At 69.7% G+C, this 26,281-nt stretch carries 15 protein-coding genes; 8 read left to right on the plus strand and 7 right to left on the minus strand.

Annotated features, from left to right (window positions below; genetic code table 11):
- The 7 genes from ABG085_RS00185 (at nt 1) to mnhG (ending at nt 7,568) form a co-directional block, all read left to right on the plus strand.
- The gene (locus ABG085_RS00185) at nt 1–1,068 is read left to right on the plus strand and encodes a LacI family DNA-binding transcriptional regulator (RefSeq protein ID WP_347977441.1); all 1,068 of its coding nucleotides are present in this window, start codon (nt 1–3) and stop codon (nt 1,066–1,068) included.
- Nucleotides 1,069–1,234: 166 nt separating this feature from the next.
- Nucleotides 1,235–4,171 (plus strand): Na+/H+ antiporter subunit A, encoded by a 2,937-nt coding sequence (locus ABG085_RS00190; protein WP_347977442.1) that lies wholly within the window; start codon nt 1,235–1,237, stop codon nt 4,169–4,171.
- The gene (locus ABG085_RS00195; RefSeq protein ID WP_347977443.1) at nt 4,168–4,725 is read left to right on the plus strand and encodes a Na(+)/H(+) antiporter subunit C; all 558 of its coding nucleotides are present in this window, start codon (nt 4,168–4,170) and stop codon (nt 4,723–4,725) included. Before ABG085_RS00190 ends, ABG085_RS00195 begins: the two co-directional genes overlap by 4 nt.
- A complete protein-coding gene (locus ABG085_RS00200; RefSeq protein ID WP_347977444.1) occupies nt 4,722–6,305 on the plus strand; it encodes a Na+/H+ antiporter subunit D in 1,584 nt (527 codons plus the stop codon). The genes ABG085_RS00195 and ABG085_RS00200 overlap by 4 nt, the downstream gene beginning before the upstream one ends.
- Nucleotides 6,302–6,931, plus strand: a complete 630-nt coding sequence (locus ABG085_RS00205; protein ID WP_347977445.1) for a Na+/H+ antiporter subunit E — start codon at nt 6,302–6,304, stop codon at nt 6,929–6,931. The genes ABG085_RS00200 and ABG085_RS00205 overlap by 4 nt, the downstream gene beginning before the upstream one ends.
- The gene (locus ABG085_RS00210) at nt 6,928–7,194 is read left to right on the plus strand and encodes a monovalent cation/H+ antiporter complex subunit F (RefSeq protein ID WP_347977446.1); all 267 of its coding nucleotides are present in this window, start codon (nt 6,928–6,930) and stop codon (nt 7,192–7,194) included. Before ABG085_RS00205 ends, ABG085_RS00210 begins: the two co-directional genes overlap by 4 nt.
- Nucleotides 7,194–7,568, plus strand: a complete 375-nt coding sequence (mnhG, locus tag ABG085_RS00215) for a monovalent cation/H(+) antiporter subunit G (RefSeq protein ID WP_347977447.1) — start codon at nt 7,194–7,196, stop codon at nt 7,566–7,568. Before ABG085_RS00210 ends, mnhG begins: the two co-directional genes overlap by 1 nt.
- A 33-nt stretch (nt 7,569–7,601) precedes the next feature.
- Here the strand turns inward: mnhG and ABG085_RS00220 are convergent, their stop codons facing one another.
- The 5 genes from ABG085_RS00220 to argG form a co-directional block, all read right to left on the minus strand.
- On the minus strand, nt 7,602–8,915 hold the full coding sequence (locus ABG085_RS00220) for an FAD-dependent oxidoreductase (protein WP_347977448.1): 1,314 nt from the start codon (nt 8,913–8,915) through the stop codon (nt 7,602–7,604).
- Between the two features lie 76 nt (nt 8,916–8,991).
- The gene (locus ABG085_RS00225; protein WP_347977449.1) at nt 8,992–9,858 is read right to left on the minus strand and encodes an AraC family transcriptional regulator; all 867 of its coding nucleotides are present in this window, start codon (nt 9,856–9,858) and stop codon (nt 8,992–8,994) included.
- A gap of 290 nt (nt 9,859–10,148) precedes the next feature.
- On the minus strand, nt 10,149–12,812 hold the full coding sequence (locus ABG085_RS00230; protein ID WP_347977450.1) for a penicillin acylase family protein: 2,664 nt from the start codon (nt 12,810–12,812) through the stop codon (nt 10,149–10,151).
- A 255-nt stretch (nt 12,813–13,067) separates the two neighbouring features.
- A complete protein-coding gene (locus tag ABG085_RS00235; protein WP_347977451.1) occupies nt 13,068–13,724 on the minus strand; it encodes a helix-turn-helix domain-containing protein in 657 nt (218 codons plus the stop codon).
- Nucleotides 13,725–13,835: 111 nt separating this feature from the next.
- Nucleotides 13,836–15,278, minus strand: coding sequence for an argininosuccinate synthase (argG, locus tag ABG085_RS00240; protein ID WP_347977452.1), 1,443 nt, complete (start codon nt 15,276–15,278; stop codon nt 13,836–13,838).
- A gap of 204 nt (nt 15,279–15,482) precedes the next feature.
- On the opposite strand from argG, the gene ABG085_RS00245 reads away from it, so the two are divergent.
- Nucleotides 15,483–24,446: a DUF5979 domain-containing protein gene (locus ABG085_RS00245; RefSeq protein WP_347977453.1), complete on the plus strand. Its 8,964-nt coding sequence runs from the start codon at nt 15,483–15,485 to the stop codon at nt 24,444–24,446.
- 94 nt (nt 24,447–24,540) lie between these two features.
- Here the strand turns inward: ABG085_RS00245 and ABG085_RS00250 are convergent, their stop codons facing one another.
- The gene (locus ABG085_RS00250) at nt 24,541–25,275 is read right to left on the minus strand and encodes a Pr6Pr family membrane protein (protein WP_347977454.1); all 735 of its coding nucleotides are present in this window, start codon (nt 25,273–25,275) and stop codon (nt 24,541–24,543) included.
- 202 nt (nt 25,276–25,477) lie between these two features.
- The gene (locus ABG085_RS00255; protein ID WP_347977455.1) at nt 25,478–26,236 is read right to left on the minus strand and encodes a Pr6Pr family membrane protein; all 759 of its coding nucleotides are present in this window, start codon (nt 26,234–26,236) and stop codon (nt 25,478–25,480) included.
- Nucleotides 26,237–26,281: the final 45 nt, after the last annotated feature.

Here is a 26,281-nt window from a genome sequence, read left to right on the forward strand (position 1 = left end):
ATGAGCCGTCAGGACTCCGGCACCCGCCGTGCCACGATCTCGGACGTCGCCCGTGAGGCAGGCGTCTCACCGTCGACGGCCTCCGTGGTCTTCAGCGGCAAGACGCCCGTGTCGGAGGCGACCCGGCGCCGGGTGATCGATGCGGCGGCCGCCCTCGGCTACACCGGTCCCGATCCCCGGGCCGCGTCACTGCGCCGCGGGCGCTCGGGAATCGTCGGCGTCGTCTTCGAGGAGCATCTGCGCACGGCGTTCCTCGACCCCGTGAAGACGCTGATGATGGACGGCCTCGCCGACGCCGTCACGCCGATCGGCGCCGGGCTCCTGCTGCTCCGCGACCACGATCCCACCGGGGTCGGTCCCTCGCTCACGACCGCACCCCTCGACGCCGCCGTGCTCATCGGCTGCAGCGGCCTGCTGCGCGAGTCGCTCGAGACGGTCAGGGCACGCGGCATCCCGGTCGTCGTCATCGAGGGCGATGCCGGCGAGGACATTCCCCGCATCGGCCTCGACAACCGCGAGGCGCAGCGCCAGGCGGCCAGCCATCTGCGGGCTCTGGGGCATCGCGAGGTCGCCGTCGTCGCGCTGCCGGTGCGCGCGGGCTGGGAGCGCGGCTGGATCGACGACGGCGCCGCGATCGCGGTGGACGTCACCCGCGAGCGGCTGGCCGGTGCTCTGGACGTCTTCCCGCATGCCTCGACCTACGCGGCCGCCGGCAGCTTCATCGACGAGGGGCACGCGGCCGGCCGCGCGATCTTCGCCGATCCGCAGCGGCGGCCCACCGCGGTCATCGCGCAGAGCGATCTTCTCGCCGCCGGCGTGATCCGCGCCGCCGAAGAGGCGGGCCTGCGGGTGCCCGAGGACGTGAGCGTCACCGGCTTCGACGGCATCGTCGTCGACGGACTGGCCCCGTACGAGCTCACGACCCTCGTGCAGCCGGCGACCGACAAGGGCCGCGCGGCGGGGGCGGCGGTCGCCGCGATGCTCGAGGGCGCCCCGGCGGCCTCGATCCGCTTCACCTGCACGTTCCGCGAGGGCAACACCACCGGCCCCGCGTCGATCGAGGGCTGACCCGGCGTTCGGCCCTGGCCCGACGCGGCGTACCCGGGGCTGATGTATGCCGCGGCGGTCAAGCATCGGAATGCGCCGGGTAGGATGATTCCGACACCCCGATCGCCTGGGCCTCTGCGCTGTCCGCCTTCGACAGACGCAGGCCGACGACCACGAGGAGGCCCGAATGCTCCTCGTGCTCGGCGCGTTCGCGGTCGTGCCGATCCTGCTGCCGTGGCTCGTGGCACGCATCGGCGCTCGCGCGTTCTACGTCGCCGCGGTCCTGCCGATCGCCGCCTTCGTGCACGCGGCCGTGCTCACGCCGCGCATCGTCGCGGGAGACATTCCCTTCGAGACATACGCCTGGATCCCGCCGCTCGGCATCGACCTGTCGATGCGCATGGACACCCTCTCGTGGCTCATGACACTGGTGGTCACCGGAGTCGGGGCGCTCGTGATGATCTACTGCCGCTGGTACTTCCGCGGCAAGACCGACAATCTCGGCCAGTTCGCCGCGGTGCTCCTCGCCTTCGCCGGCGCGATGTACGGGCTCGTCCTCACCGACGACCTCGTCGTGCTCGTGATGTTCTGGGAGGTCACCAGCGTGCTGTCGTACCTGCTGATCGGGTACTACAACAAACGCGCGGCGAGCCGACGTGCCGCACTCCAGGCACTCCTCGTCACCACGCTCGGCGGACTCGTGATGCTGATCGGCGTCGTGCTGCTCGTCGTCGACGCGGGCACATCGAGCATCTCGACGATCCTGGCCGAGGCGCCGACCGGGGCGGTCGTCGACGCCGCACTCGTGCTGATCCTCGTCGGCGCCCTGAGCAAGTCGGCCATCTTCCCGTTCCACTTCTGGCTGCCCGGAGCGATGGCGGCGCCCACGCCGGTGAGCGCCTACCTCCACGCCGCCGCCATGGTGAAGGCCGGCATCTACCTCATCGCCCGCCTCGCCCCGGTGTTCGCGATCGCCCCCACCTGGCGGCCGATCGTGGTCGGGCTCGGCGTCTTCACGATGCTGCTCGCCGGCTTCCAGGCGCTGCGCGAGACCGACCTCAAGCGCGTGCTCGCGTTCGGCACGGTGAGCCAACTCGGCATGCTGACCGTGGTGCTGGGATACGGGACGAGGGATGCCGCTCTCGCGGGTCTTGCGCTGCTGCTCAGCCATGCGCTCTTCAAGTCGGCGCTGTTCCTCGTCGTCGGCGTCATCGACCGCCAGCTCTCCACGCGCGACCTGACCGAGCTGTCGGGCGTCGCACGCCAGGCGCCGGTGCTCACCACGTTCTCGATCATCGCCGTCGCCTCGATGGTCGGCATCATCCCGACCATCGGGTTCGTCGCCAAGGAGGGTGCGCTCGCGTCGCTCCTGCACGAGGCGCTCGGCGGCGCGGTGTGGGGCATCGTCGCCCTCGTCGGCATCGCGCTCGGCTCCGTGCTCACGGCCGGGTACGGCATCCGCTTCGTGTGGGGCGCGTTCGCGACCAAGCGCCAGCCGGACGGCGACCGTATGCCCGATACGGAATGGCCCGACCCGCCCATCGGCTTCCTCGTGGCCCCGATCGTGCTGGCCGGCCTCACCGTGGTCGCCGGTGTCGCAGCGCCGTGGCTCGACAAGGTCTTCACCCCGTACGCCGATCAGGCGCCTGCGGCGACCGCCGGCGTCACCGCTCCCGAGCACCCCGCGCACCTGCTCGTCTGGCACGGTTTCGAGGCGGCGCTGTGGATCTCGCTCGCCTCCATCGCGCTGGGCGTCCTCGTCTTCTGGGCGACCCGCGGCTGGCGCCCGGTCAAGCGCCTGCTGCCCTTCACCGCCGCCGAGGCGTACAACGGCGCGCTCCGCGGCATCGCGCGCCTCTCGGTCCTGACGACCAGCCTCACTCAGCGCGGCTCGCTGCCGGTGTACGTCGGCACGATCTTCGTCGTCTTCGTCGCCGCCGAGGGCACGGCGCTGATCGCGAGCAACGAATGGCGGGCACAGCTCGATGCCTTCCAGACGCCGACGCAGCTGTTCGTCGCGCCGCTCATGATCGCCGCCGGACTGATCGCGATCCGGGCCCGCAAGCGCTACACCGGCGTCGTGCTCGTCTCGGTGACAGGGCTCGGCATGGTGCTCCTCTTCGCGACGAGCGGCGCGCCCGACCTCGCCCTCACGCAGATCCTGGTCGAGACCGTGACCCTGGTCGCGTTCGCGCTCGTGCTGCGCCGCATCCCCTCGCGGCTCGGCGAGCACAACGCCTCGGTCTGGCCCATCGCCCGCGCCGTGCTCGGTGCCGCGGTCGGCGTCACCATGGCCCTGATTGCGATCGTCGCCACGGGGGCGCGGGTCGAGAAGCCGATCTCGGAGCGCTTCCCCGAGCTGGCCTACGAGCTCGGGCATGGGAAGAACGTCGTCAACGTCGCCCTCGTCGACCTGCGCGGCTGGGACACGATGGGCGAGCTGTCGGTGCTGATCCTCGCGGCGACGGGTGTGGCATCCCTCGTCTTCGTCACCCACCGGGCCGACACCCTGTCGCGGTTCATCCAGCCGCTGCCCTCGGGCGCGACGCGCGCGCGCCGCCCTCTCGTCGAGACGTCGGACGGGCTCAAGCAGCGCGGCGATGAGCGCGGCAGCGGGCGCATGGCGTGGCTGGTCGGCGGCCAGCGGGTGCGGCCTGAGAACCGCTCGATCATGCTCGAGGTGATCGTGCGGATCCTGTTCCACACGATCATCATCGTGTCGCTGTACCTGCTGTTCGCCGGCCACAACCTGCCGGGCGGCGGCTTCGCCGGCGGCCTCGTGGCGGGCATGGCGCTCGTCATGCGGTATGTCGCGGGCGGCCGGTACGAGCTCGGCGCTGCAGCGCCCACCGACGCGGGCCGTCTGCTCGGCGCCGGCATGACCATCGCGGTCGCCTGCGCGGTGGTGCCGGTCTTCTTCGGGCTGCCACCGCTGTCGAGCGTCTTCTTCGAGACCACGCTGCCGGTGCTGGGCCACGTCGAGTTCGTGACCTCGACCATCTTCGACGTCGGCGTCTACCTCGTCGTGATCGGCCTGGTGCTCGACGTGCTGCGCAGCCTCGGCGCGGAGGTCGACCGTCAGGCCCAAGAGGCCCGCGAGCAGCAGGGGGTGAGCGTCTCGTGAACGTCTCGCTCGTGCTCATCATCGTGATGGCCGTGCTGTTCGCCTGCGGCGTCTACGCGATGCTCGAACGCAGTCTCACCCGCGTGCTCATCGGGTTCCTGCTGCTGGGCAACGCGACGAACCTGCTGCTGCTCATCGTGATGGGGGCGCCGGGTGTCGCGCCGTTCTTCGGCTCGGCATCCGTCGAAGAGATGTCGGACCCGCTGCCGCAAGCCCTCACCCTCACCGCCATCGTCATCACCTTCGCGGTCTCGGCGTTCCTCCTCGCGCTCATCTACCGCTCGTGGCAGCTCGGTCAGGCCGACACGGTCACCGACGACATCGCCGACCTCGAGGTCCGCGAACGCGGCCCCGCGGACGAGGACACGATGGACGAGGAGACCGAGATCGAGCACACGGACGACGATGCGACCACCGACTTCGTGGGCACCGACACCGCGCCGATCATGATCCTCGGCACGCGCGACTTCGCCGGACTCCGCGACGACGCGCCGGTCGACCGCCCCGAGCAGCGCCGTCGCACCGACGAGCGCGATCGAGGTGATGACGCGTGACGCAGATCGCCCCCGCCCTCGTTCCGCTGCTCGTGACGCTGCCGCTGCTCGGCGCCGCCATCGCCCTCATCGCCGGACGCCACCGCAAGACGCAGGTCGCCGTCTCGGTGGTGACCCTCACATCGGTGCTCGTGATCGCGGCGGTCCTGCTGTACGTCGTCGACGCGGGCGACGAGCCGATCGCGGTCTCGGTCGGCGGCTGGCCCATCCCGTTCGGGATCGTGCTCTACGTCGACCGCCTCTCGGCGCTGCTCGTCGTCGTGTCGAGCATCGTGCTCCTCGCCGTCCTGCTCTTCTCGGTCGGGCAGGGTGCCGCCGACGGCGACGACGAGACCCCGGTCTCGATCTTCCACCCGTCGTACCTGATCCTGGGCGCCGGCATCTTCAACGCGTTCATCGCGGGCGACCTCTTCAACCTCTACGTCGGGTTCGAGATCCTGCTGGTCGCCTCGTATGTGCTGATCACCCTCGGCTCGACCGAATCCCGCATCCGCACCGGCGTCGTGTACATCGTGGTGTCGCTGGTGTCGTCGATCCTGTTCCTCGCCGCGATCGCGATGATCTACGGGGCGCTGGGCACCGTGAACATGGTGCAGATCTCCGAGCGGATGGGCGAGCTGCCGCAGGAGACGCAGCTGATCCTGCACCTGATGCTGCTGCTCGCGTTCAGCATCAAGGCGGCCGTGTTCCCGCTGTCGTTCTGGCTCCCCGACTCGTACCCGACCGCCCCGGCGCCGGTGACCGCGGTGTTCGCGGGCCTGCTGACCAAGGTCGGCGTGTACGCGATCATCCGCACCGAGACCGAGCTGTTCCTCTACAACGACGTGAACCAGCTGCTCATGTGGGTCGCGCTCGCGACGATGATCGTCGGCGTGCTCGGCGCGGTCGCGCAGGCGGAGCTGAAGCGGATCCTCTCGTTCACGCTCGTCAGCCACATCGGCTACATGATCTTCGGGCTCGCGATCGCGACTCCGGCGGCCATCGGGGCGACGATCTACTACATGGTCCACCACATCGTGGTGCAGACGACCCTGTTCCTCGCCGTCGGGCTCGTCGAGCGCCGCGCCGGCTCGACGTCGATCCTCCGGGTGAAGGGGCTGATGAAGGCCGCGCCGGTGATCGCCGTGCTTTACTTCATCCCGGCCGTGAACCTGGGCGGACTGCCGCCGTTCTCCGGCTTCATCGGCAAGTTCGCGCTGTTCGACGCCGCCGCGCAGGTCGGCACGCCGATCATGATCGTGCTGATGGTGGGGGGCATCGCCACGAGTCTGCTGACGCTGTACGCCCTCATGCGCGCGTGGAACCTCTCGTTCTGGCGCGAAGAGGACGACTCGGCCGAGACCGAGGCGCGCATCTCGTACCTCGGCGCGGCGCCCGCGGCCGGCGTCGAGACCGAGCGCCGCGTCATCCCGAAGATCATGACCGCGGCGACGACCGGCATGGTCGCGATCACCGTCGCGCTCACGGTCTTCGCCGGACCCCTCTACGACGTGTGCACGCGCATCGGCGAGTCGCTGCTGCAGCCGGTGTCGCTCACGCAGCTGCAGGACGACCTGCAGAGTACGGAGAAGACGCCGTGAGCCCCGACCTGCCCCGGAACCGCCTGCGCCGCGCGACGCTGACGGTGTGGCGGCAGCTGCCGTTCTTCGTCTGGCTCATCGCGCTGTGGATGCTGCTGTGGGGGCAGTTCACGTGGCTCGCCTTCCTCACGGGACTGGCCGCCGCGGTCATCGTGACGCGCATCTTCCGGCTGCCGCCCGTCGAGCTCTCGGGGCGCGTGAACCTCTGGTGGGGTTTCGTCTTCGTGCTCGAGTTCCTCGTGGCGGTGGTGCAGGGCTCGCTCACGGTGGCGTGGCATGTGCTGGACTTCCGCCGGCAGCCGGGCGTGGCGATCATCGGCGTGCAGCTGCGCACCGACGACGACCTGATCATGACGCACACCGCCGTGACGGCATCCCTCATCCCCGGCTCGCTGATCGTCGAGTCGGATCGAGACCGCCGCATCCTGTACCTGCACGTCATCGGCGTGCGCGACGACGCCGGCGTCGAGAAGCAGCGCGCCAAGGTGCGCTCGTGGGAGGCGCGCATTGTGCGCGCGGTGGGTTCGCGGGCGCAGCTGCGGGCCATTCGAGCGGATGCTGCCCGAGGCGCAGGAAGCGCGGGCCGCGGCCCAGACATCCTGAGAAGCGGGGGGAGTGGGCGATGAACCTCCTGATGCTGGCCATCTACGTGGTCTTCGGCGTGGCGGCGCTCCTCACGCTGTGGCGGATCGTGATCGGGCCGTCGATCCTCGACCGGGCCGTGGCAGCCGATGTGCTCCTCACCGAGGTGATGTGCGTGCTCGGGGCCGAGATGGCCATCAACCAGCACACGCGTACGCTGCCGGTGCTGCTGATCATCGCCGCCGTGGGCGTGTTCGGGTCCATCTCGATCGCCCGGTTCGTGGCGAGAAGGGATCAGGAACAGTGATGGATGCCGCAACCGCCCTCGACGCCGGGCTGAACGTCGCGTCGCTGATCCTGATCCTCATCGGCGCCCTGCTGTGCCTCACCGCCGCGATCGGGCTGCTGCGGTTCCGCGACGTGCCGACGCGCCTGCACGCCGCGACCAAGCCGCAGGTGCTGGGGCTGATCCTCATCTGTCTCGCGGTCGCGCTGTCGCTGCGATCCTGGCCGGTCGTGGCCTTCCTGGTGCCGATCGTGCTCATCCAGCTCGCGACGGCGCCGCTCTCGGCGCACATGGTCGGGCGGCAGGCATACCGCAACGGCACGATCGACCACACCGCGCTGCACGTCGACGAGCTCGCCGACTCCAAGCAGACTCCGCCTGCCGCCGGCGGCTGAGGCCGAAGCCGACGCCGGCGCCCCGGGCCGCTGTCAGCGCGACGTGCTCGCGGGGCGGCGCGCCCAGGTGGGCGCCCTCTCGGGTCGGGGGCCGACGCCGATGATGAACGCGGGGATGACGGTCAGTCCGGGCAGGCGACGGAGGACGCGGATCAGCCGGCGCGGCGGGGTGACTCCTGCGCCGCTGAGCGCGGGCAGGATGAGGCGCGCGTGGATGAAGCGCTGCAGCGCCTGGATCATGACCGTGGGCGGCGTCCGCCGGCGCTGCACCCGCGCGAGCACGCGCTCGCCGTCGGCCGTGGGGCCGCGGAACGTGCCGCGACGCAGCGGGTTGGCGAGGATGCGCGCCGCGGCGACGGCATCTTGCACGGCGAGGTTGATGCCGACGCCTCCGACCGGCGACATCGCGTGTGCGGCGTCGCCGATGCAGAGCACGCCGGGCGCGTGCCAGCGGCGCAGGCGATCGAGGCGGACGTCGAGGTGTTTGACGTCGTCCATGGACGCGATGCCGCCGACGTCGCCGGCGAGCTCGGGGAGCAGCTGCGCGGTGTCGGCGCGGAAGACGTCGATTCCCCGGCGACGGACGGCGGCGTCGGTGCCCTTGTGCCCGAGGGCCGCGACCTGGACGTAGCCCTTGCGGGGGATCGCGATGGCGACGCGGCCCCTTCCGATGCGAGGCAGCAGGGACTCGCCGAGCGGCTGCGCCGTGTTGACGCGGTACCACCAGACATCGAAGCCGACCCGGAACTGCCGCGCCGGCAGGCCGACGGACCGGCGGACGACCGACCAGCGGCCGTCGCAGGCGACAGTGAGGTCAGCGAGGAGCCGGCCGTCGCCTGCCGGCGACGAGTACTCCACGCCGACCACACGATCGCCCTCGCGGATGACGCCGGTCACCTCATGCTCGGTGCGCAGCGAGAAGGGCTGCTCGGCGGCGGCGGCATCCGCGATGAGGTCGAGCAGGTCCCATTGCGGCACCATCGCGATATACGGATGCCGCACGCGCAGGCGCGAGAAATCGGCCATCTGCACGTCCTGCCCCGCGGGGCCGGGAAGGACGACCCGGCTGATCCGCGAATGGGGCAGCGCGTCGAACCGGTCGAACAGGCCGAGGTCGTCGAGCAGGCCGAGGGTGGTCGGATGCACCGTGTCGCCGCGGAAGTCGCGGAGGAAGTCGGCGTGCTTCTCCAGGACCGTGACCGCCACGCCCGCGCGGGCGAGCAGGAGGCCGAGCACGAGGCCGGCAGGGCCGCCGCCCACGATGACGCACGTGGTGCGCGGCGGCCCGCCGGCGTCTGGGCCTGCGGTCGTATCGGCATCCGTCTCAGCACCGCTCTCGGTATCCACCTTCGACGCCTCCTCGAGTGCCCGCGCTCCGCCGAGCCATCCGCACCCAGGGTACGACCGCGGCGTCCGTGAGCGGCTAGGCCCGTTCGACGGGCAGCCAGAGCTCCGTCGTCGAGGTGCTGAAGTCGTCGGCGCGCTCGAGGACCGCGACGATGGAGGGGCCGGGTCGCAGCCGCCACGGGTTCGACGGGAACCAGTCGGCGGCCGTCGCGGCCCACGTGGACTGCAGAGCTGCGGGGTACGGTCCGGAGGTGCGGAACACCGCCCAGCTCCCGGCCGGCACCTCGATCACGTCGACGTCGTCGGGCACGCTGGTGCCCTCGCCGACGGCGACACCGTGCAGATAGGTCAGCTCGCTGCCCTCGGTGTAATCGGGGTCGACGTCGGCGCTCACCTGCAGCAGCCCCGCGGGCTCGGTGCTGCTCAGTGCCTTGAGGCGGAGGTGCTCTTCGGCGGGAAGCGCGGCGATGTGCGCCTGGATGTGCGGGTTGACCCCTTCGTGGATGAGCGGCACGCGGGCGGCGTGGCCGACGAGCCGGAGGTCGGGGAGTTCGGCGATGCGGGTGTCCATGGGTGTGTTCCCTTCTACGGTCAGGCGGAACCTGAGCTGCGGTTGTGTGCGAAGGGGACCGCCGTCTCGGCGCACGTCGCCCGGGCTGACGCCGTGCACCGCCCGGAACGCCCGGCCGAACGCCTCGGTCGAGCCGTAGCCGTAGCGGACCGCGATGCCGAGCAGGTCATCGCCGCCGACGACATCGGCTGCCGCGACGGACATGCGCCGCCGCCGGATGTACTCCGACAGGGGCATGCCGGCCAGCGACGAGAACATGCGACGGACGTGGTACTCCGTCGTGCCGAGGCTCGCCGCCAGGCCGGCGATGTCGATGTCGTCGGCGAGGTGCTCCTCGACGTCCTCGACGATGCGGTTGAGAATCGCGATCACGGTTCCTCCTTCGACATCCAGCCTGGCCGTCGGTGGCATTCCGCACCCTACTATCGCGGTCCGATTCGATCGGCGCCGCACCTCGCGATCAATCCACCCGCGCTCGCCGCGGGCTCAGGCGTTTCGTCTCGCTCGCTGGCGCTCCCTCGCTCAACGACGGAACCTGTCCCTGGGTCGTTGGCGTCGCTCGCTCAACGACCGGAACCTGTCCCTCGGTCGTTGAGCGAGCGAGGAACGAGCGAGACGAAACGTGCTGCACCCCGCGGAGAAGGGCGGCTCGTCGAGACGCGTCAGGGCATCAGCACCAGGGTGTCGGTGGTGGCCGCGTCGACCGCCTTCGACGAGAACGCCCACGGCGTCAGCTCGGCCTTCTGCCAGGACTCGACCTGGTCGGTGTAGTTCGTGTGGAAGGCGTGGCCGCTCTGGCCGGTGAGCTGGTTCCAGCGCGAGTCGTCGAAGTCCGAGAGGTCGACGATCATGCGCATGGACGGCACGGTGACGGTCTCGAAGCTCTGCCCGAGGTCCCAGCCGGTCGCGTTGACCACCGACGAGCCGCCGCCGACCGGGTACGGTCCGCGGTTGAAGAGCCACTCGATCGGCGCGATGCCCGACTCGCCGAAGCTGCCGTTGGTCAGGGGCAGCGCATGCAGCGAACCCCAGTTCCACCGCGACGGGTTGTCGTCCTGCTCGTCGACGAGCCGCTCGTACGCGTCGATCGCCGAGCGCTTGAGCATGTCGGCCATGCCGGAGACGCCCAGCTCTTCGTTGGTCCACCACGGCGATGCCTCGTCGTCGAGCAGCGCGTCCACGACGAGGAACAGCCGCCCCTGGCCGCTCAGGGGCGCCGGGTTCTCGCGTCCGTCGACGAAGACGTTCTCGACCAGGGTGTCCCACAGCACGTTGGCGTAGGCGGCGGCCGGCGAGTCGGCGTTGTTCTGCGCGTCCCATTCCTGCAGGAGGTCGAGTGCGGCATCCGTCTCGTCATCGCCCGTCGTGATCTCGGAGTAGGCCGCCGTCAGACGCATGCCGATGAAGGAGTAGTCGTCGGCCTGGATGGCGTTCAGGTCGTCGGCCGTGACCGGCCCCTTCGCGATCGCGCGCTGGATCAGCTCGTCGATGCGCGCGGCGCGCCAGCCGTAGTCCCAGTCGGCCGTGAGGCCGTACTGGTAGTCCGCGGCGACGATCGCGTTGTTCGCCGTCACGATGTAGCCCTCGGTGGGGTTGTACGAGACCGGGAGCTCCTCGAACGGGATGAAGCCCTGCCACGCGTACGTCGAATCCCAGCCGGGCTGCGGCATCGAGCCGTCGCCGGCGCCGCGGATCGGCAGCTTGCCCGGCGTCTGGTAGCCGATGTTGCCGTCGACGTCGGCGTAGATGAGGTTCTGCGCGGGCACGTCGAACAGGGCCGCGGCGCCGCGGAAGTCGTCGAAGTCCTGCGCGGTGTTGAGCGCGAAGATGGCGGATGCCGTGGTCCCCGGCTGGAGTGCGGTCCAGCGCAGGCTCACCGCGTAGTCTCCCGCCGGGGCATCGGTCGGCGCGACGACCGTGCCGCCCGTGCCGACGTAGGGGCTCTCGGCGATGGCGGTGAAGTCCTCGGTGAGGCCCGACACGATCGGGCCGCTCGCCGTGGAGCGCACCTCGAGCTCGACGTCCTCGCCGCCGGCGACCTTGAACGTCTCGGTGCGCGTCTCGAGCGGCACGAGCGCGCCGTCGTACCAGTACGAGTCGCCCTCGAGCTTCTCGAGGTAGAGGTCGGTGACGTCGGTGGTCAGGTTGGTGAATCCCCAGGCGATGCGCTCGTTGTGGCCGATCACGACGCCGGGCAGACCCGAGAAGCCGAAGCCGGCGACGTTGAAGGGGCACTCCTCGGAGACCGTCGAGCACTTCAGCTGGATCTGGTGCCAGACGCTCGGCAGCGAGGCGCCGAGGTGCGGGTCGTTGGCGAGGAGCGGCATCCCGGTGTCGGTCACGCTGCCCGACACGACCCACGAGTTCGAGCCGATGCCCTCGCCCGCGTCGCCCACCAGCTCGCTCACCGCGTCGATGACGCTGTCGGCCTCGGTCCACTCGATCGCGGCGGTGGAGGCATCCGTGTCGCCCGAAGCATCGCCTCCCGTGTCGCCCTCGGTCTCGCCCTCACCCTCAGCGGCCTCGCCCTCCGCGGGGAGGTCGGGCGCGGTCCCGACGGCGGGCACCGTCGCGATCTTGGGCACGATGACGGGGTTCCGGTCGAAGGGGTACCCCGGGTAGAGACCGTCGATCTGCGCCTCGGTGAAGCCCGCGGCGAGGACCGCCCGCTCCGTCTCGTTCTCGATGTTGCTGCGGAGGTCCCAGGCCATGGCCTTGAGCCACGCGACCGAGTCGGCGGGCGTCCACGGCTCGATCTCGTAGTCCGGGTTCTGCAGACCCAGTACCGCGTACTCGAAGGAGGCGTCGGCGCCCTGGTTCTCGGCGAGGTAGGCGTTCACGCCGTCGGCGTAGGCGTCGTAGTGGGCACGCGCGATCGGGTCGAGCGCTTCGACCTCCTGCTCGGCGGTCGCGTGCCAGCCGAGGGTGCGCAGGAACTTGTCGGTCCCGAGCTGAGATTCGCCGAACAGCTCCGACAGGCGTCCGCTCGTCACGTGACGGCGGAAGTCCATCTCCCAGAAACGGTCCTGCGCCTGGACGTATCCCTGCGCGAAGAAGAGGTCGTGCGAAGAGTCGGCCGTGATGGTCGGGATGCCGAGCACATCGCGCTGCACCGTCACCTGTGCATCGAGGCCCGGCGCCTTCACCTCGCCGCTGAGCTGCGGGAACGAGCGCTGCGCGGTGAACGCCACGAAGCCGACGGCGATGAGGGCGAGCACGACGATGCCGGCGACGATGCTGAACAGGGTGATGCCGACCGTCCGCCCGACGGATCGACGGGGGGCGGTGTCGTCGACGGCATAGGGCGATGGCTGGGGCTTCGGCATTGAAGTGCTTTCCGAGCGAGGGTGGGGGAGAGACGCGGTGCCAGGCACCGCGGGATCGGGTCCCTATGCGTTCGGGTGGCACAGGCACCGCTCCGCATGCTAACCCCGACTCGCGGGTTGTGCCGAATCGTGTTCGCTTTTCGCCCCGCGACCGGCCCTTGTCGCAGCAGCGCGGTGGTGACGGAGTCGGCGGTTCCCGGGCCGCATGTCAGCCGATGACGCTGGGATGCAGGTCGCGCGCGTCGAGTTCGACCTTCACGCCCCCAATGGCACGAGGGTTGCCGCGGAGGCGGGGACCAGCACGTCGGGGTGCTCCTCGAGCAGCGCCGCGGCCTCGCGCCACGAGAGGCCGGCGACGCTGAGCACCGCCCGCACCGCGAGGTCGCGGGCGGCCGGCGACGAGGCATCCATCCGGGTGATCACGGTGCGCGCGGTCTCTTCGAGGAGCCGCGCGAGCGTCGGGGCGGCGACGTCGGTGCGCAGCACCTCGGCCTCCTGGCCGTCGCGGACGATGCGCACGACCGTGCGCCGCAGCGGGGCCAGCGCGGTCGCGGTCTCTTCGAGGTGGGCCTCATCGAGCGCGATCGCCGCGAGCACCTGGACGTGCGACGCCTCGGTCCACAGCGCGGCCGCCAGCCGTGCCAGTGCCACGCGTGCGTCTGCGTCGTCGACCGTCTCGGCGATGGCGTTGAACCTCTGCGCGCCCAGCGTCACGAGCTCGCGCACCAGTGCGTCGCGGTCGTCGAAGTGGCCGTACAGCGCTCGGCGCGACAGTCCCGCCTGCCGGGCGATCGCGTCGACCGATGCCCGCGGGTCGTGGGCGAGGGCCACGAGCGCGGCTGCCAGGATGCCGGCGCGGTTCTCCAGGGCGTCGCGTCGCGGCCGGCGCACGGCATCGATCGAAGAGTCCATGCCTCCAGGCTAGATATGTTGCACGATGGTGTGCAATTTGCCGGGCAGAGGCACGGCGAAAGCCCAGGTATCGCGGCTTTCGACGCGTGAACCGGGACGCGGGTGCGCCGGTCAGTCCGTGCCCGAGTCGAACGCGGATGCCTCGTTCGCGGCATCCGTCGCCTCTGCGAGCTCTTCCTGCTCGGCGCTGAAGCCCTCGGCGTGCTCGGTGATCTCGCCCGCCTCGCCCTGCGTGAGGTGGCCGACGAGCTCGCCGGTCGTGCCGCCGATGATGCCGGCCGCGGCGTAGTGCTCGAGGCGCACGCGCGAGTCGGCGATGTCGAGGTTGCGCATGGTGAGCTGGCCGATGCGGTCGGTGGGGCCGAACGCGGCGTCGCCGACGCGCTCCATCGACAGCTTGTCGGGGTGGTACGACAGGCGCGGGGCGCTGGTGTCGAGGATCGTGTAGTCCTCGCCGCGGCGCAGACGCAGCGTCACGGTGCCGGTGATCGTCGATCCCACCCACTTCTGGATGGACTCGCGCAGCATGAGCGACTGCGGCTCCAGCCAGCGGCCCTCGTACATCAGGCGGCCGAGGCGGCGGCCCTGCTCGTGGTAGGTCGCGAGGGTGTCCTCGTTCAGGATGCCGTTGACCAGGCGCTCGTACGCGGTGAACAGCAGCGCCATGCCCGGCGCCTCGTAGATGCCGCGCGACTTGGCCTCGATGATGCGGTTCTCGATCTGGTCGCTCATGCCGAGGCCGTGGCGGCCGCCGATGCGGTTCGCCTCGAACACGAGCGCGACCGGGTCGGGGTACTCGACGCCGTTGAGCGCGACCGGCCGCCCGGCTTCGAAGGTGACCGTGACGTCTTCCGTCTCGATCTCGACCGACGGGTCCCAGAACCGCACGCCCATGATGGGCTCGACGATCTCGAGCGACACGTCCAGGTGCTCGAGGGTCTTGGCCTCGTGCGTCGCGCCCCAGATGTTGGCGTCGGTCGAGTACGCCTTCTCGGCGGAGTCGCGGTAGGGGAACCCGTGCGCGACGAGCCACTCGCTCATCTCCTGGCGTCCGCCGAGCTCCGTCACGAAGTCGGCGTCGAGCCACGGCTTGTAGATGCGCAGGGCGGGGTTGGCCAGCAGGCCGTAGCGGTAGAACCGCTCGATGTCGTTGCCCTTGTAGGTGGAGCCGTCGCCCCAGATGTCGACGCCGTCCTCCTTCATGGCGCGCACGAGGAGCGTGCCGGTGACGGCGCGGCCGATCGGCGTCGTGTTGAAGTAGGTGCGCCCGCCCGAGCGGATGTGGAACGCGCCGCAGGCGAGGGCGCCGTAGCCCTCCTCGACGAGCGCCGGCTTGCAGTCGACGAGACGCGCGACTTCGGCGCCGTACTCGAGAGCCCGGTTCGGGATCGCGTCGATGTCGTCTTCGTCGGGCTGACCCAGGTCGCCGGTGTACGTGCACGGGATGGCGCCCTTGTCACGCATCCACGCGACCGCGACGGAGGTGTCTAGGCCCCCTGAGAAGGCGATGCCGACGCGCTCGCCGACGGGCAGGGACTGAAGGACCTTCGACATGGTCCCTAAGTCTAGTTTGGGCGGGCGGGGCGCCGCGGGCAGGCGTCAACGGTGCGGATGACGGATGCCCGGAGCCCGCGGCATCCGTCCCGGTGAGGGCCCTCCGCAGACCGGACAATTTTCACAATGGTCACACGCCGGGTCTGGAATCTGCTCCTGATCTGGCCCTAGGCTGACGAAGGCACGGGCACTCAGGGGGTTGGTATGAAGCGGCGTCGGAGTCTTCTGGCAGGGGTCACAGCACTGACACTGGCGGCCGCGTCCGTCTTCGTCGGGGTCGCGTCCCCGGCGTTCGCGGTCGCCGCGTTCGCGATACAGAAGACCGCCGTCGAAGCGGGACCCTTCGGGCCCGGCGACTCGGTGACGTACCAGATCACCGTCAACTGCTCGTCGACCAACGAGCCCGGCTGCGACAACACGCTGGTGAGCGACGCGCTCCCCGAGCCCCTCCTCTTCAACCCGGGAATCCCGAATCCGGTCACGGTGCAGATCAACCCGCCCGCCGGCCAGCCGGCGGGCACGTACGACCTCGAGGTCGACGCGGCCGCCAACAGCTTCACCGTCGCTCCGGGTCTGGATCTCGCGGCGAATCCCGTGCTCTGGCCGGCCGGCTACAGCATGACGATCACGGTGAACGCCATCGTCGACCCCGGCACCGACGGCACGTGGGACGGTCAGACCGTCACCAACACGGCGACCGCCACGGGCGACAACGCCCCCTCTGCTTCGGCCACCGCCGACATCGTGCTCGACATCGAGACGACGCTGCTGCCGAGCATCGCCAAGTCGGTCGAGCCCACGAGCACGATTCCGGCCGTCGCCGGGCAGCCGGTGGACTGGACCGTCACGCCGGGCAACGGGTCGAACCAGAACGTCGACACGATCGTCATGCAGGACCCGGTGACGCCGCCGGCCGACTTCGGCGGCTACCTCGACTTCGCCGGCGTCGACATCACGGCGCCGCCGGGCACCACGTCCACGACCACCGAGTACTTCGTCGCGGGCGCCTGGACGACGACCGAGCCGGACCCGCTGTCTGACGCGGGCGGCGTCCGCGTCACCTTCACCGGAACCTTCGCGCCCGGCGCGACGGGCGAGGTCATCGTGCACAGCGCCACGAACGACTCCGTGACGGACATCCCCGACGAGACCGATGTCACGGTGACCAATGACGCGCAGTCGACCGTGGCGATCGGCGGCGAGACCAGCGACCCGGTCACCGCCGAGGCCAGCGTGACGATCGCGCAGCGCGAACCCGACGTGAGCATCGAGAAGTCGTTCGCCGACAACACGCTGGTGAGCGGCCAGAGCACCACCGCGAGCATCACGGCGACCGTCGGCGAGCAGACCGTGCAGACGCTCACGATCACCGAGCCGTCCGCCGGGACGTCGACGTTCACCGACCAGGGACTGAGCTTCGACGGCTTCGGCGACGGGGTCGAGTGGCCCGTCGCCGCCACCACCGCAGAGATCACCTACACCTACAGCGACTGCACGGAGAGCACCGCCTCCACGACGGCCGTCGGCACGCTCCCCGCGCCGACCGCGGGATGCACCGTCGACAGCTTCACGGTGGTGTACTCGGCCGACGGCGACGACATCGTCTCGGGCGCTTACGCGACGATCCCGATGAACGTCACCGCGCTGCCGACAGACGCCACGCTGTCGTCCACGAACGTCGTCGACACCGCTGTCGAGAACACCAACGGCCAGACCGGCGTCGACGACGCCGAGGCGCCCTTCACCATCGAGCCGCAGACCCTCGACACGACGGTGACGAAGTCCATCACGCCCGAGACCATCTGGGGCGTGCCGGGCACCAACGCCGATGTCACGCTCACCGGCAACGTCACTCCGGAGTCGACCGTCGGCTCCGAGAAGCTCGTGATCTCGGATCCCGTCGACCCGGCCGCGGGAACCGACTTCTGGGACAACTTCACCGCGACGTCGATCAGCAACACCGAGATCCCCGAGTGCACGACGCTCACGTTGCGCTATTGGCCGATCCCCGATGGACCGTGGACGGACTTCCCGGGCGCCACCGAGGTCCCCGGGCCGGAGGAGCTGTGGTCGTACCAGATCCCCGCCGACCTGCAGGACGACATCGGCGGCATCCAGTTCGAATACCTGCCGATGGACGCCGCCGGATGCCCCGAGCTGCTGCCGCCCGGATTCACGGTCGCCGCCCACATCGACGTGCAGGTGACGGAGCCCCACGACGAAGAGGTGACGTACACGAACGACGCGCAGTCGCTGGTGGACAACCCGGACGCCGGCGGCGAGCACACCGACACCGACAGCGACGACATCAACCTGCTTCCCATCGATGGCGGCCCCGGCCCTGACTTCCTCGACAAGGAGTGGGTCCCCGATTCAGGCGTGGCGGCGTTGTCGGGCGACACCCGCACCGCACGCCTGTGGTGGTCGACGGACGGGCTGAACATCAGCGAGATGACGCTGACCGACATCTCGGAGCTCGAAGACCCCGAGGACACGGTGGCGTCGGTGTACGACGCGTTCGATCTTGTGGCGATCGACCCCATCACGACGGCCACCGACCCGCTGATCGTCGACGCCGAGGTCACCGAGGTGTCGCTGTGGCTCGACGACGCAGGATGGACCGACATCACCGACGCCGCCTGTGCGAACGGCTGCGTGGGCGAGTTCGGCGGTTACGAGCTCAGCGAAGCGGAGAGTGCAGCCGCGCTCGCCGTGCGCGTCGTGCTCACCGAGCGGACCGCGGGTGCCGGCGTGGGCGCGTCGTACGATCGCCGCCCGTTCGACCTCGACTTCCGCGTGCGTGACACGCTGCGCAGCAACTCCGAGGTATGGGTCCTGGGAAACTTCCACGACTACACGTACAACACCGACTCCCCGGGTCTCGTGAACAACACTGCGAGCGCCCACGGCGTGAATGAGGCGACCGGGGTCGACAGCACCGATGTCGACGCCGACACGATCCTCATCGTCGACGAACCCATCAACGCGACGCTCACGAAGGAGTTCGATCAGGAGGTGCTGGGCCTGCCCGACCCCTCGCTCGGTGTGGATCCCGTCGACTACCCGCTGATCAGCGGCAAGCTCGTGGCGACGAACACGTCCTCCGCGCGCGTGACCGGCATGGTCATCTCGGATCCGTCCGCCGACCAACCCGCTCCGACGGCGTTCGACACGCTCAACCTGTACGACATCGATGCGATCCAGCGACCTTCGGGGATCTCGGAGACCGAGACGATCGTCACCCTCGATCGAAGCGGCATCGAGACGCCGTACACCTACGCCGACGCGCTCGCCCTCGAACGGGATGATCTGCTCGACGTGACGGGGATCACGGTGACGTTCCGCTCGGCCGACGCCAGCGCTGTCATCCCCTCCGCGGCGAACGGCGTCGTCGACCTGACGTGGCAGCTGCGCGACGTGCTGCGCTCCGACCCGAGCACTCCGGTCACGGTGACGCCCTCCGGCGAGACCATCCTCAACGAGGCCGAGACCCAGCTCCAGAGTCCTGTGCTCGATGGCTGCGCCGACAACCAGTGCGGCACCGGGTCGGCGGACGCCGGCGACGAGTTCGCGATCGTGGCCGCGTCCTATGCGATCACCACGACGAAGTCGATCGCTCCCGAGTCGATCTACGAGGACCAGTCCAACAGCTACGTCACGCAGCTCGGGGGACGCCCGAACGGCACCGCTCGCGCCACGTTCTTCAGCCTGACCGACACGACGCCGACGTTCTGGAACACGATGGACTACCTGGGCGCGCAGATCACCGTGCCCGCACCGGTGAACCAGGTCGCCATGGACGTGCTCCTCGATGACGATGGCGCCGGCGACATCGAGTACACCGAGGTCGGCGGCGTGCTGACCGCGACCTGCAACGGCGCTCCGCTCGAGGACGACTCGCCCTGTTGGTTCGACGGCGACTGGGTGGATGCCGCGCCGGGCGACATCGTGACCTTCGACCTCCCCGACGGGGTGACCGACGAGAGCACCGTCGTAGGGGTGCGGTTCCGTGCCCAGGAAGTCGATGAGGCAGGCACCGTCCTGCAGTGGGAGCGGCCCTACAACCCGCAGCTGACGTTCTCGGTGACCACCGAGCGCCGCGAATTCCTGCGCAGCGACCCGACCGTGCTCGTGTCGACGACGCGGCCCGACCTGCAGCCGAACCCCGGCGAGACCGGTCTCGGGGTCATCAGCGACGACGTGCAGTCGTTCAGCGAGGCGCAGTTCGGCGCCCAGACCTTCGAGCAGTCTGGCGAGGCCGCGGATTCGACGGTCGTGCTGCACCGCCCCAACGCCGTGAGAGTCACCAAGACGCGCGGCTCGTCGGCGCTCATCAGCCAGAACGGCACCATCCCGTACGTCATCACCGTCACCAACACCGGCCAGTGGAACATGACCGGTTTCACGATCGTCGACCAGGTGGACACGGATGCCGAGGGCTCACTGCTCGTCGAGCCCGACCCGACCGCCTACACCTTCGCGCTGAGCGGCACCGGCGCACCCGCCGGTGACCCCGGATTCACGGCATCCCTCGACGAGACGACAGGGTTGCTGACGATCGAGGCTCCCGCCGACTTCGTGTTCAGTGCCGGCTGGACCCTCACCGTCCAGGCGCCGCTGCAGTTCCGCGACGACGTCACGCCCGACACGACGGTGAGCAACGAGGTCACCGTGTCGTCGGACCGGCTGTTCGAGACGTGTGAAGGTACGACGGTCGTCGACGGCAGGGACCTCACGCCCAAGCCGATCGAGAACACTCCGCCGGGAGTCGCCGAGTGCTCGGCCGACACCTCGATCTCGCCGATCGCGATCGCGACGATCGCCGCGAAGAAGTACGTCAAGGGGGACGACGCCGGTGACCCAGCGGTGCCCGGCGACGACGATCTCGGTGTGCTGAACGTCGAGGGCGACGCGGCCGCGTGCGACCCGAGCGTGCCGGGCGTCACGAACGACGGGTTCTACTCCTTCCCGTGCGCTCCGGTGACCCGACCCGGCGGACTGGAGACGTGGCGGCTGGACTTCACGAACACCGGCAACACGAGCGCGCGCGTCGTCGCCGCGCTCGATGTGCTGCCCGCCGTCGGCGACGAGGGTGTCATCGTTCCCGGTGCGCGCGAATCGCAGTTCCCGGTGACCCTGAACGGCGACGTCTTCGCGAACTTCGGTGAGCTAGCCGACAGTGCGAACGCCATGGGCAGTGTGCTCATCTCACCGGTCGAGCTGAGTCAGGAGTGCAACACCAACGCGATCAAGGTGTACACCGAGGACGCGGCGCCGCTGCCGGGCTGCGACTTCGGGTGGGTCCCGGTGACCCCTATCACCCCGGTCAGCACACTCAACGCCACCCGCAGCATGCTCCTGGTGCTCGAGTACCAGAACCCGGAACAGCTGTCTCCCGCCCCGGGCCTGCGGCCCGGCGAGACGCTGCGTCTGATCTACGACACGCAGACGCCGTACCTGCTGCCGGCCCAGTCGGCGGTGCCGTCGGGTCTGCCCGTCGCGTACAACTCGTTCGCGACGGCATCCCGCTCGAACCCGACGGTGACCCAGCCCGAGCGACCTTCGCTCGTCGTCGAGCCCCAGAAGGTCGGCGTCGCGGCTGCGACGGGTCAGCTGCTGCTGTCGAAGGTCGTCGAGGCGCCCGAGTTCGCCACCGACATCGAGTTGCCCGCCGGCTACCCGCTGCTGGTGACCTGCACGTCGGGCGGCCTGCCGGTGACCCTGCTGCACGCCGACGGCTCGGACGCCAGCCGGCCCTCGGTGGATGCCGACGGGACGGTGCTCGCCTACAACAGCATCACCGGACCGGTGAACCTTCCGCTGTTCTCGACGTGCACCGTGGCGGAGGATCCGCTGATCCCCGGTGTCACGGTGACGGTCGACCCCGAGGACGGGGTGACCGCCGACCGGGACTGGAGCGAGGAGCCCTCGGTCTGGAATCCCTACAGCGGAGATCCTGAGCAGTCGTCCATCGAGGTCACGAACGTGTTCTCCGCCGGCGGTTTCACCGTCGAGAAGAGCGTCGACAACGGCGGTGCGGTGAACCAGGGCGGCGAGCCCATCGTGTACGAGCGCACCTACGCGTTCGAGGCGAGCTGCATCTATCTCGACCAGGAGACGATTCCCGAGGCCGACCTCGAGTTCACCCTCGTCGACGGTCAGTCGAAGACGTTCTCCGGCATCCCCGCGGGCGCGGAGTGCACGGTGACGGAGACGGATGCCGCCGGTGCCGCCGACACCACCATCACGATCGCCGAGAACGGCGGTGAGCCGGCCGCGGTGGATGCGGCATCCTTCACCGTCCTTCCCTACGCCGACGAGACGAGCACCGCGCTCACCGCCGTCGCGTTCGAGAACGCGTACACGACCGGATCCGTCGAGGTCACCAAGGTCATCGTCGATCCGGGCGGGTGGGGCACCGCCGACTTCACGGTGGACATGACGTGCACGCTCGACGGCGTGACGCCGAACCCGGTATTCGAGGACTCGGCGACGCTCAACGCGACGAACACCACATGGCTGGTGGAGAACCTGCCCACCGGCGCCGAGTGCACCGTCACCGAGTCGGAGGACGGCGGCGCGAACTCGTCGACCGAGAGCGTCACCGTGATCGTCGGAGACGACCCGGCGGCTCCGGTCGAGGCCGACATCACCAACACGTTCACGATCGGCTCGCTCGAGGTGCAGAAGCAGCTCGAGGGTGCTCCGGCGAACGCCCTCGACCCCGCCACGACCTACGAGTACGAGGTGAGCCTCGCATGCACCCGCGTCGTCAACGGCGAAACGGTGGACGTGGCGATCCCCGGCGGCGCGACGCGCACGATCACGGGTGCCGGCACGGCGGTCTACGAAGGCCTGCCGACCGGTGCGCAGTGCACGGTGACCGAGACCGATGACGGATTCGCGACCGATCGCACCATCGACCCGACGCCCGTGGTCGTCGGGGACGGCGAGACCCCGGTCGTCGTCACGGTGACCAACGTGTTCGAGAACGGCTCGGTATCGGTCGCCAAGACGGTGGACGCCCCGGAGGGCTTCCCGGTTCCCGAGGAGTTCACGGCCACGGTGTCGTGCACGTGGCAGGGCGCCGACGTGCCCCTGGCGGGCGACGGGGTCGTGACGATCGTGCCCGGTGAGGACCCGGTCGTGATCCCCGACGTTCCGGTGGGGTCCGTCTGCACGGTCGTCGAGGACGACTTCGGCCAGACCGCCACGACGCCGGATCCGGAGTCGATCACCGTCACCGAGGCCGACCAGACGTTCGCCTTCGACATCGAGAACACCTATGAATGGGCGTCGCTCGCGGTCGGCAAGCAGGTCGTGTCCCTCGCGCCGGAGGTGCCGACCGGCTTCGAGTTCCACGTCGTCTGCACCTTCCAGGGACAGACCGTGGTCGACGAGACCTTCACCCTGGATGCCGGAGAGACCGAAACGATCACCGAGATCCCGGCACGCTCGGAGTGCACGGTGACCGAGACCGACGACCGCGGCGCCGACGGCACCGTCACCGCCGCCGACGTGCCCGGCGTCGATGGCGAGCTCGCCCCGGTCATCGACCAGGAGACGCGCACCGTCGTGATCCCCGAACTGCAGCCCGACAGCACCGCCGAGGTGAACACCGTCACGTACACGAACCTCTTCGACGCGACTGCCGTCGTGCTCGTGAAGGAGTTCGAGGGTGCCGGAGCCGACCAGTTCGGACGGGACCAGACGTTCACCTTCACTGTGATCTGCTCCTACGCCGGTGAGACGGTGCTCGATGAGCAGGTCGAGCTCAACGCCGAGAACGGGTTCAGCACGGCCGTCCACGAGGTGATCGCCGGTGCGGAGTGCACCGTCGAGGAGAACGACCTCAACGGGGCCGACGCCGTGGTGATCGAGCCCAACGACGGCGAGAACACCTCGGTCGGCAGCGGCGTCGTCCCGGAGGGCGGCGGCCTGTTCACCGCCACGGCGACGAACTGGTACCTCACCGGATCGCTCGAGGTCACCAAGACCCTCGTGGGCGACGGAGCCGAGAAGTTCGGCACCGCCGCGTACGAGCTGCGCCTGGCGTGCCTGCGCGACGGCGAGATCGTCGACATCCCTGATGGCGGCATCCGCATCGTCAGCGCGGACGCGCCGACGGCGCTGTGGGAGAACCTGCCGACCGGTGCCGAGTGCCGGCTCGTCGAGGTCGATGCCGGGGGCGCGAACGAGACCGAGATCCTCGACGCCGAGGGCAACGTCGTGGCCGGAGACGGCGAGGGCTATGTCTTCACCGTCGAGACCGACCCCACGAACCTGAGCGTCGAGGACCAGCCGCAGCCGAGCCTCGAGGTGCGCAACACGTTCAATCTCGCGCAGGTCTCCGTCTCGAAGTCGGTCGAATCGGAGGCGACGGGCATCGACGGCGAGCCGATCGCGTATGGCCCGTTCGAGGTGACCCTCGCCTGCCTCTGGGACCAGCAGCAGGTGACCGCGGCGGAGCCCATGACGCAGCAGATCGCCGATGGCGAGACGGTGACGTGGACGGAGCTGCCCGAGGACGCCGAATGCACGGTCACCGAGGCCGACACGGCGGGCGCCGAGTCCACCACCATCGTGGTGACCGAGGGCGGCGAGGCGGGTGACCCGGCGACGGCGACCACGACGGAGCTCGCGCCGCTTCCGAACACGGATGCCGAAGACCAGACGGCGGTGGCGATCACCAACGCGTTCGGCGCCACCGATCTGAGCATCTCGAAGATCGTCGACGGCACCGCGGCGTCGACGATCACGCGCACCTTCCCGGTGGACGTGGTCTGCGTGCTCGTCGATCCGTCGCATCCGGCGCCCGGTCTCGTGGTGCACGACGCCTCCTATGAGATCGGCGGCCCGCAGGGGCTGTCCGCCGAGGTCGAGAACCTGCCGGCCGGCAGCGAATGCACCGTCACCGAGACCGACACCGGCGACGCGGATCAGACGACGATGACGGTCGACGGCGAGGAGCAGCCGGGTGCGTCCGGCACGGTCACCCTCGCGTCGGGGAGCGTGACGATCGCGGTCACGAACACGTTCATCGCCCCGCTGCCGCCGACGGGCCTCGAGGGACGCGCCCTCGTGATCGCCCTGTCGGTCGGGTTCGCCGTGCTCGCGGGCGGCGTCGTGCTGGTGGTCGCCGCGATGCGTCGGCGCCGGCTGAGCTGAACCGCGTGAAGGGCGGGGCCGGATGCTCCGGCCCCGCCCTTCACATCTGCGCGCGATGTGCCTGTCATTCAGACCGGCTGCGCATGCTCGCTGTTCAGACGGGCAGTGCTCCGCGGGCGGCCGGTGCGCCGTGGCGCATCGCTCGGCGCTCCCGGTAGCGGCCGATCACGATGATCGCGGTGCCGATCGCCAGGAAGCCGGCCAGGATCGCGCCGATGTAGAGCAGCGCCGACGGGTATCCGCCCGTGCCGTGCGGGTCGAGGAACGGGTAGGGATACCACCACGCCGTGGTCCCGTCGGGATTGCCGACGCGCTCGCCGCGGACCATCGTGTACGCGGTCCAGCCGAGCGGGTAGCCCACCAGCACGGCCAGCGACCACCACGGCAGTCCGCGCCGGTGCGGTGCCAGCAGCAGGTCGAGCAGGAAGTAGATCGGCAGCACGACGTGCAGCACCTCCGCGGCGTAGCTGTCGAGCATCGCTATGCCGACCGAGTCGCCGAGGGCGACAGGTGCCGGCAGACCCCGCAGCAGCGCGTTGTACACGAGGCCGAGCAGCAGCACCGGTCCCGTGACCGCCGCCAGGGCGAGCGCGATGCCGAGCGGCTCACGCCCGGTGCCCGCGTGCCGCATCCCCCATGATGCGGCGACGAGCAGCGTGACGACAGCGAGCAGCGTCGAGATGATCGTGAACAGGCTGAAGTAGTTCGCGAGCACCTCGTCGAGACCGTGCCCCTGACGCGCCGCGCGATCCACGTTGACGATGAATCCGGCGACGACCCCGGAGAACCCGGTGATCGCCGCGACGATTCGAAACCATGACCAATGCATGTCTCCCCCTTTTCGACACCACGCGGTTGCGTGTCGTCTTCCCCGAGCACAGATGTACTCCTGCGGATACCCTCGCGGCGGAAACATGTGTGTCGGCAGGCGGTGGAAAGCGCGCGCCAACCCGGGCGCGTTGTGCAGAACCTACAACGTGTCCGCCGTTAGGGGGACAGAACCGATAAACGGCCTTTCGCGGCGATTTTGCTCAGTCCGACAGGGCGGAGGAGCGCACGGATGCCGCCGCCGGCGCCTCGGCCGAGGCATCCGTGTCCGTCATGCCGGACCGACGGCCCCACCACACGACGAAGGCGCCCACCGCGACGATCGCGACCGCGATGCCGATGACGTAGACGAGCACCGAGGGCCACCCGCCCGGGTTGTTCGGGTTCAGGAATGGGTACGGATACCAGAACGGATCGCTCGACACCGGGTTGGTGATGAGAGGTCCCCGGATCAGCGTGTAGGCGACCCAGAGGATCGGGAAGGCGACCACCGCCCACAGGCTCCGCCACGGCAGCGCGCGGCGCAGCGGGCCGACGAAGACGTCGGCCAGGAGGAACAGTGGGCCGATCAAGTGCAGCACCTCGTTCGACCACGGGATGGGTTCGCTGCCCTGCGGCAGCGTGATGCTGCGCAGCAAGGTGTTGTAGACGATGCCGGTGATGATCATGTAGGTGCTCACGCAGGCGAGCGCGACGGCCAGCGCAGGTGGTTCCGCGATCGTCCTGCGTCCGCGCGCGAAGTACCAGACCGCCGCCCAGATCAGCACGACCGCCGCCAGAGCGTTGGAGAGGATCGTGAAGAAGCTGAAGAAGTTGGCGATCGTCGTGGTGACGTCGCGGCCGAGATCGGTCGCGGTGCCGACCGACTTCGACAGCTGTGCGGTGATGGCCGTGACGGTGACAGCCGCCATGGCCAGTCGCAGCACCGTCCACACCGTCGCCCATGCCCGAGAACGCGTCATGGCCACACCATAGCGATCCGCGTCCGCGGTGCGGCGCCGCGGTGC

It is taken from the genome of Microbacterium sp. ProA8, from assembly GCF_039905635.1.
In the GTDB taxonomy this organism is placed as follows: Bacteria; Actinomycetota; Actinomycetes; order Actinomycetales; family Microbacteriaceae; genus Microbacterium; species Microbacterium chionoecetis.

Coding starts and splice junctions, on each gene's coding strand:
- ABG085_RS00185 (WP_347977441.1), top strand. CDS start 1: ATGAGCCGTCAGGACTCCGGCACCCGCCGTGCCACGATCTCGGACGTC.
- ABG085_RS00190 (WP_347977442.1), top strand. CDS start 1,235: ATGCTCCTCGTGCTCGGCGCGTTCGCGGTCGTGCCGATCCTGCTGCCG.
- ABG085_RS00210 (WP_347977446.1), top strand. CDS start 6,928: ATGAACCTCCTGATGCTGGCCATCTACGTGGTCTTCGGCGTGGCGGCG.
- mnhG (WP_347977447.1), top strand. CDS start 7,194: ATGGATGCCGCAACCGCCCTCGACGCCGGGCTGAACGTCGCGTCGCTG.
- ABG085_RS00230 (WP_347977450.1), bottom strand. CDS start 12,812: ATGCCGAAGCCCCAGCCATCGCCCTATGCCGTCGACGACACCGCCCCC.
- ABG085_RS00235 (WP_347977451.1), bottom strand. CDS start 13,724: ATGGACTCTTCGATCGATGCCGTGCGCCGGCCGCGACGCGACGCCCTG.
- argG (WP_347977452.1), bottom strand. CDS start 15,278: ATGTCGAAGGTCCTTCAGTCCCTGCCCGTCGGCGAGCGCGTCGGCATC.
- ABG085_RS00245 (WP_347977453.1), top strand. CDS start 15,483: ATGAAGCGGCGTCGGAGTCTTCTGGCAGGGGTCACAGCACTGACACTG.
- ABG085_RS00250 (WP_347977454.1), bottom strand. CDS start 25,275: ATGCATTGGTCATGGTTTCGAATCGTCGCGGCGATCACCGGGTTCTCC.
- ABG085_RS00255 (WP_347977455.1), bottom strand. CDS start 26,236: ATGACGCGTTCTCGGGCATGGGCGACGGTGTGGACGGTGCTGCGACTG.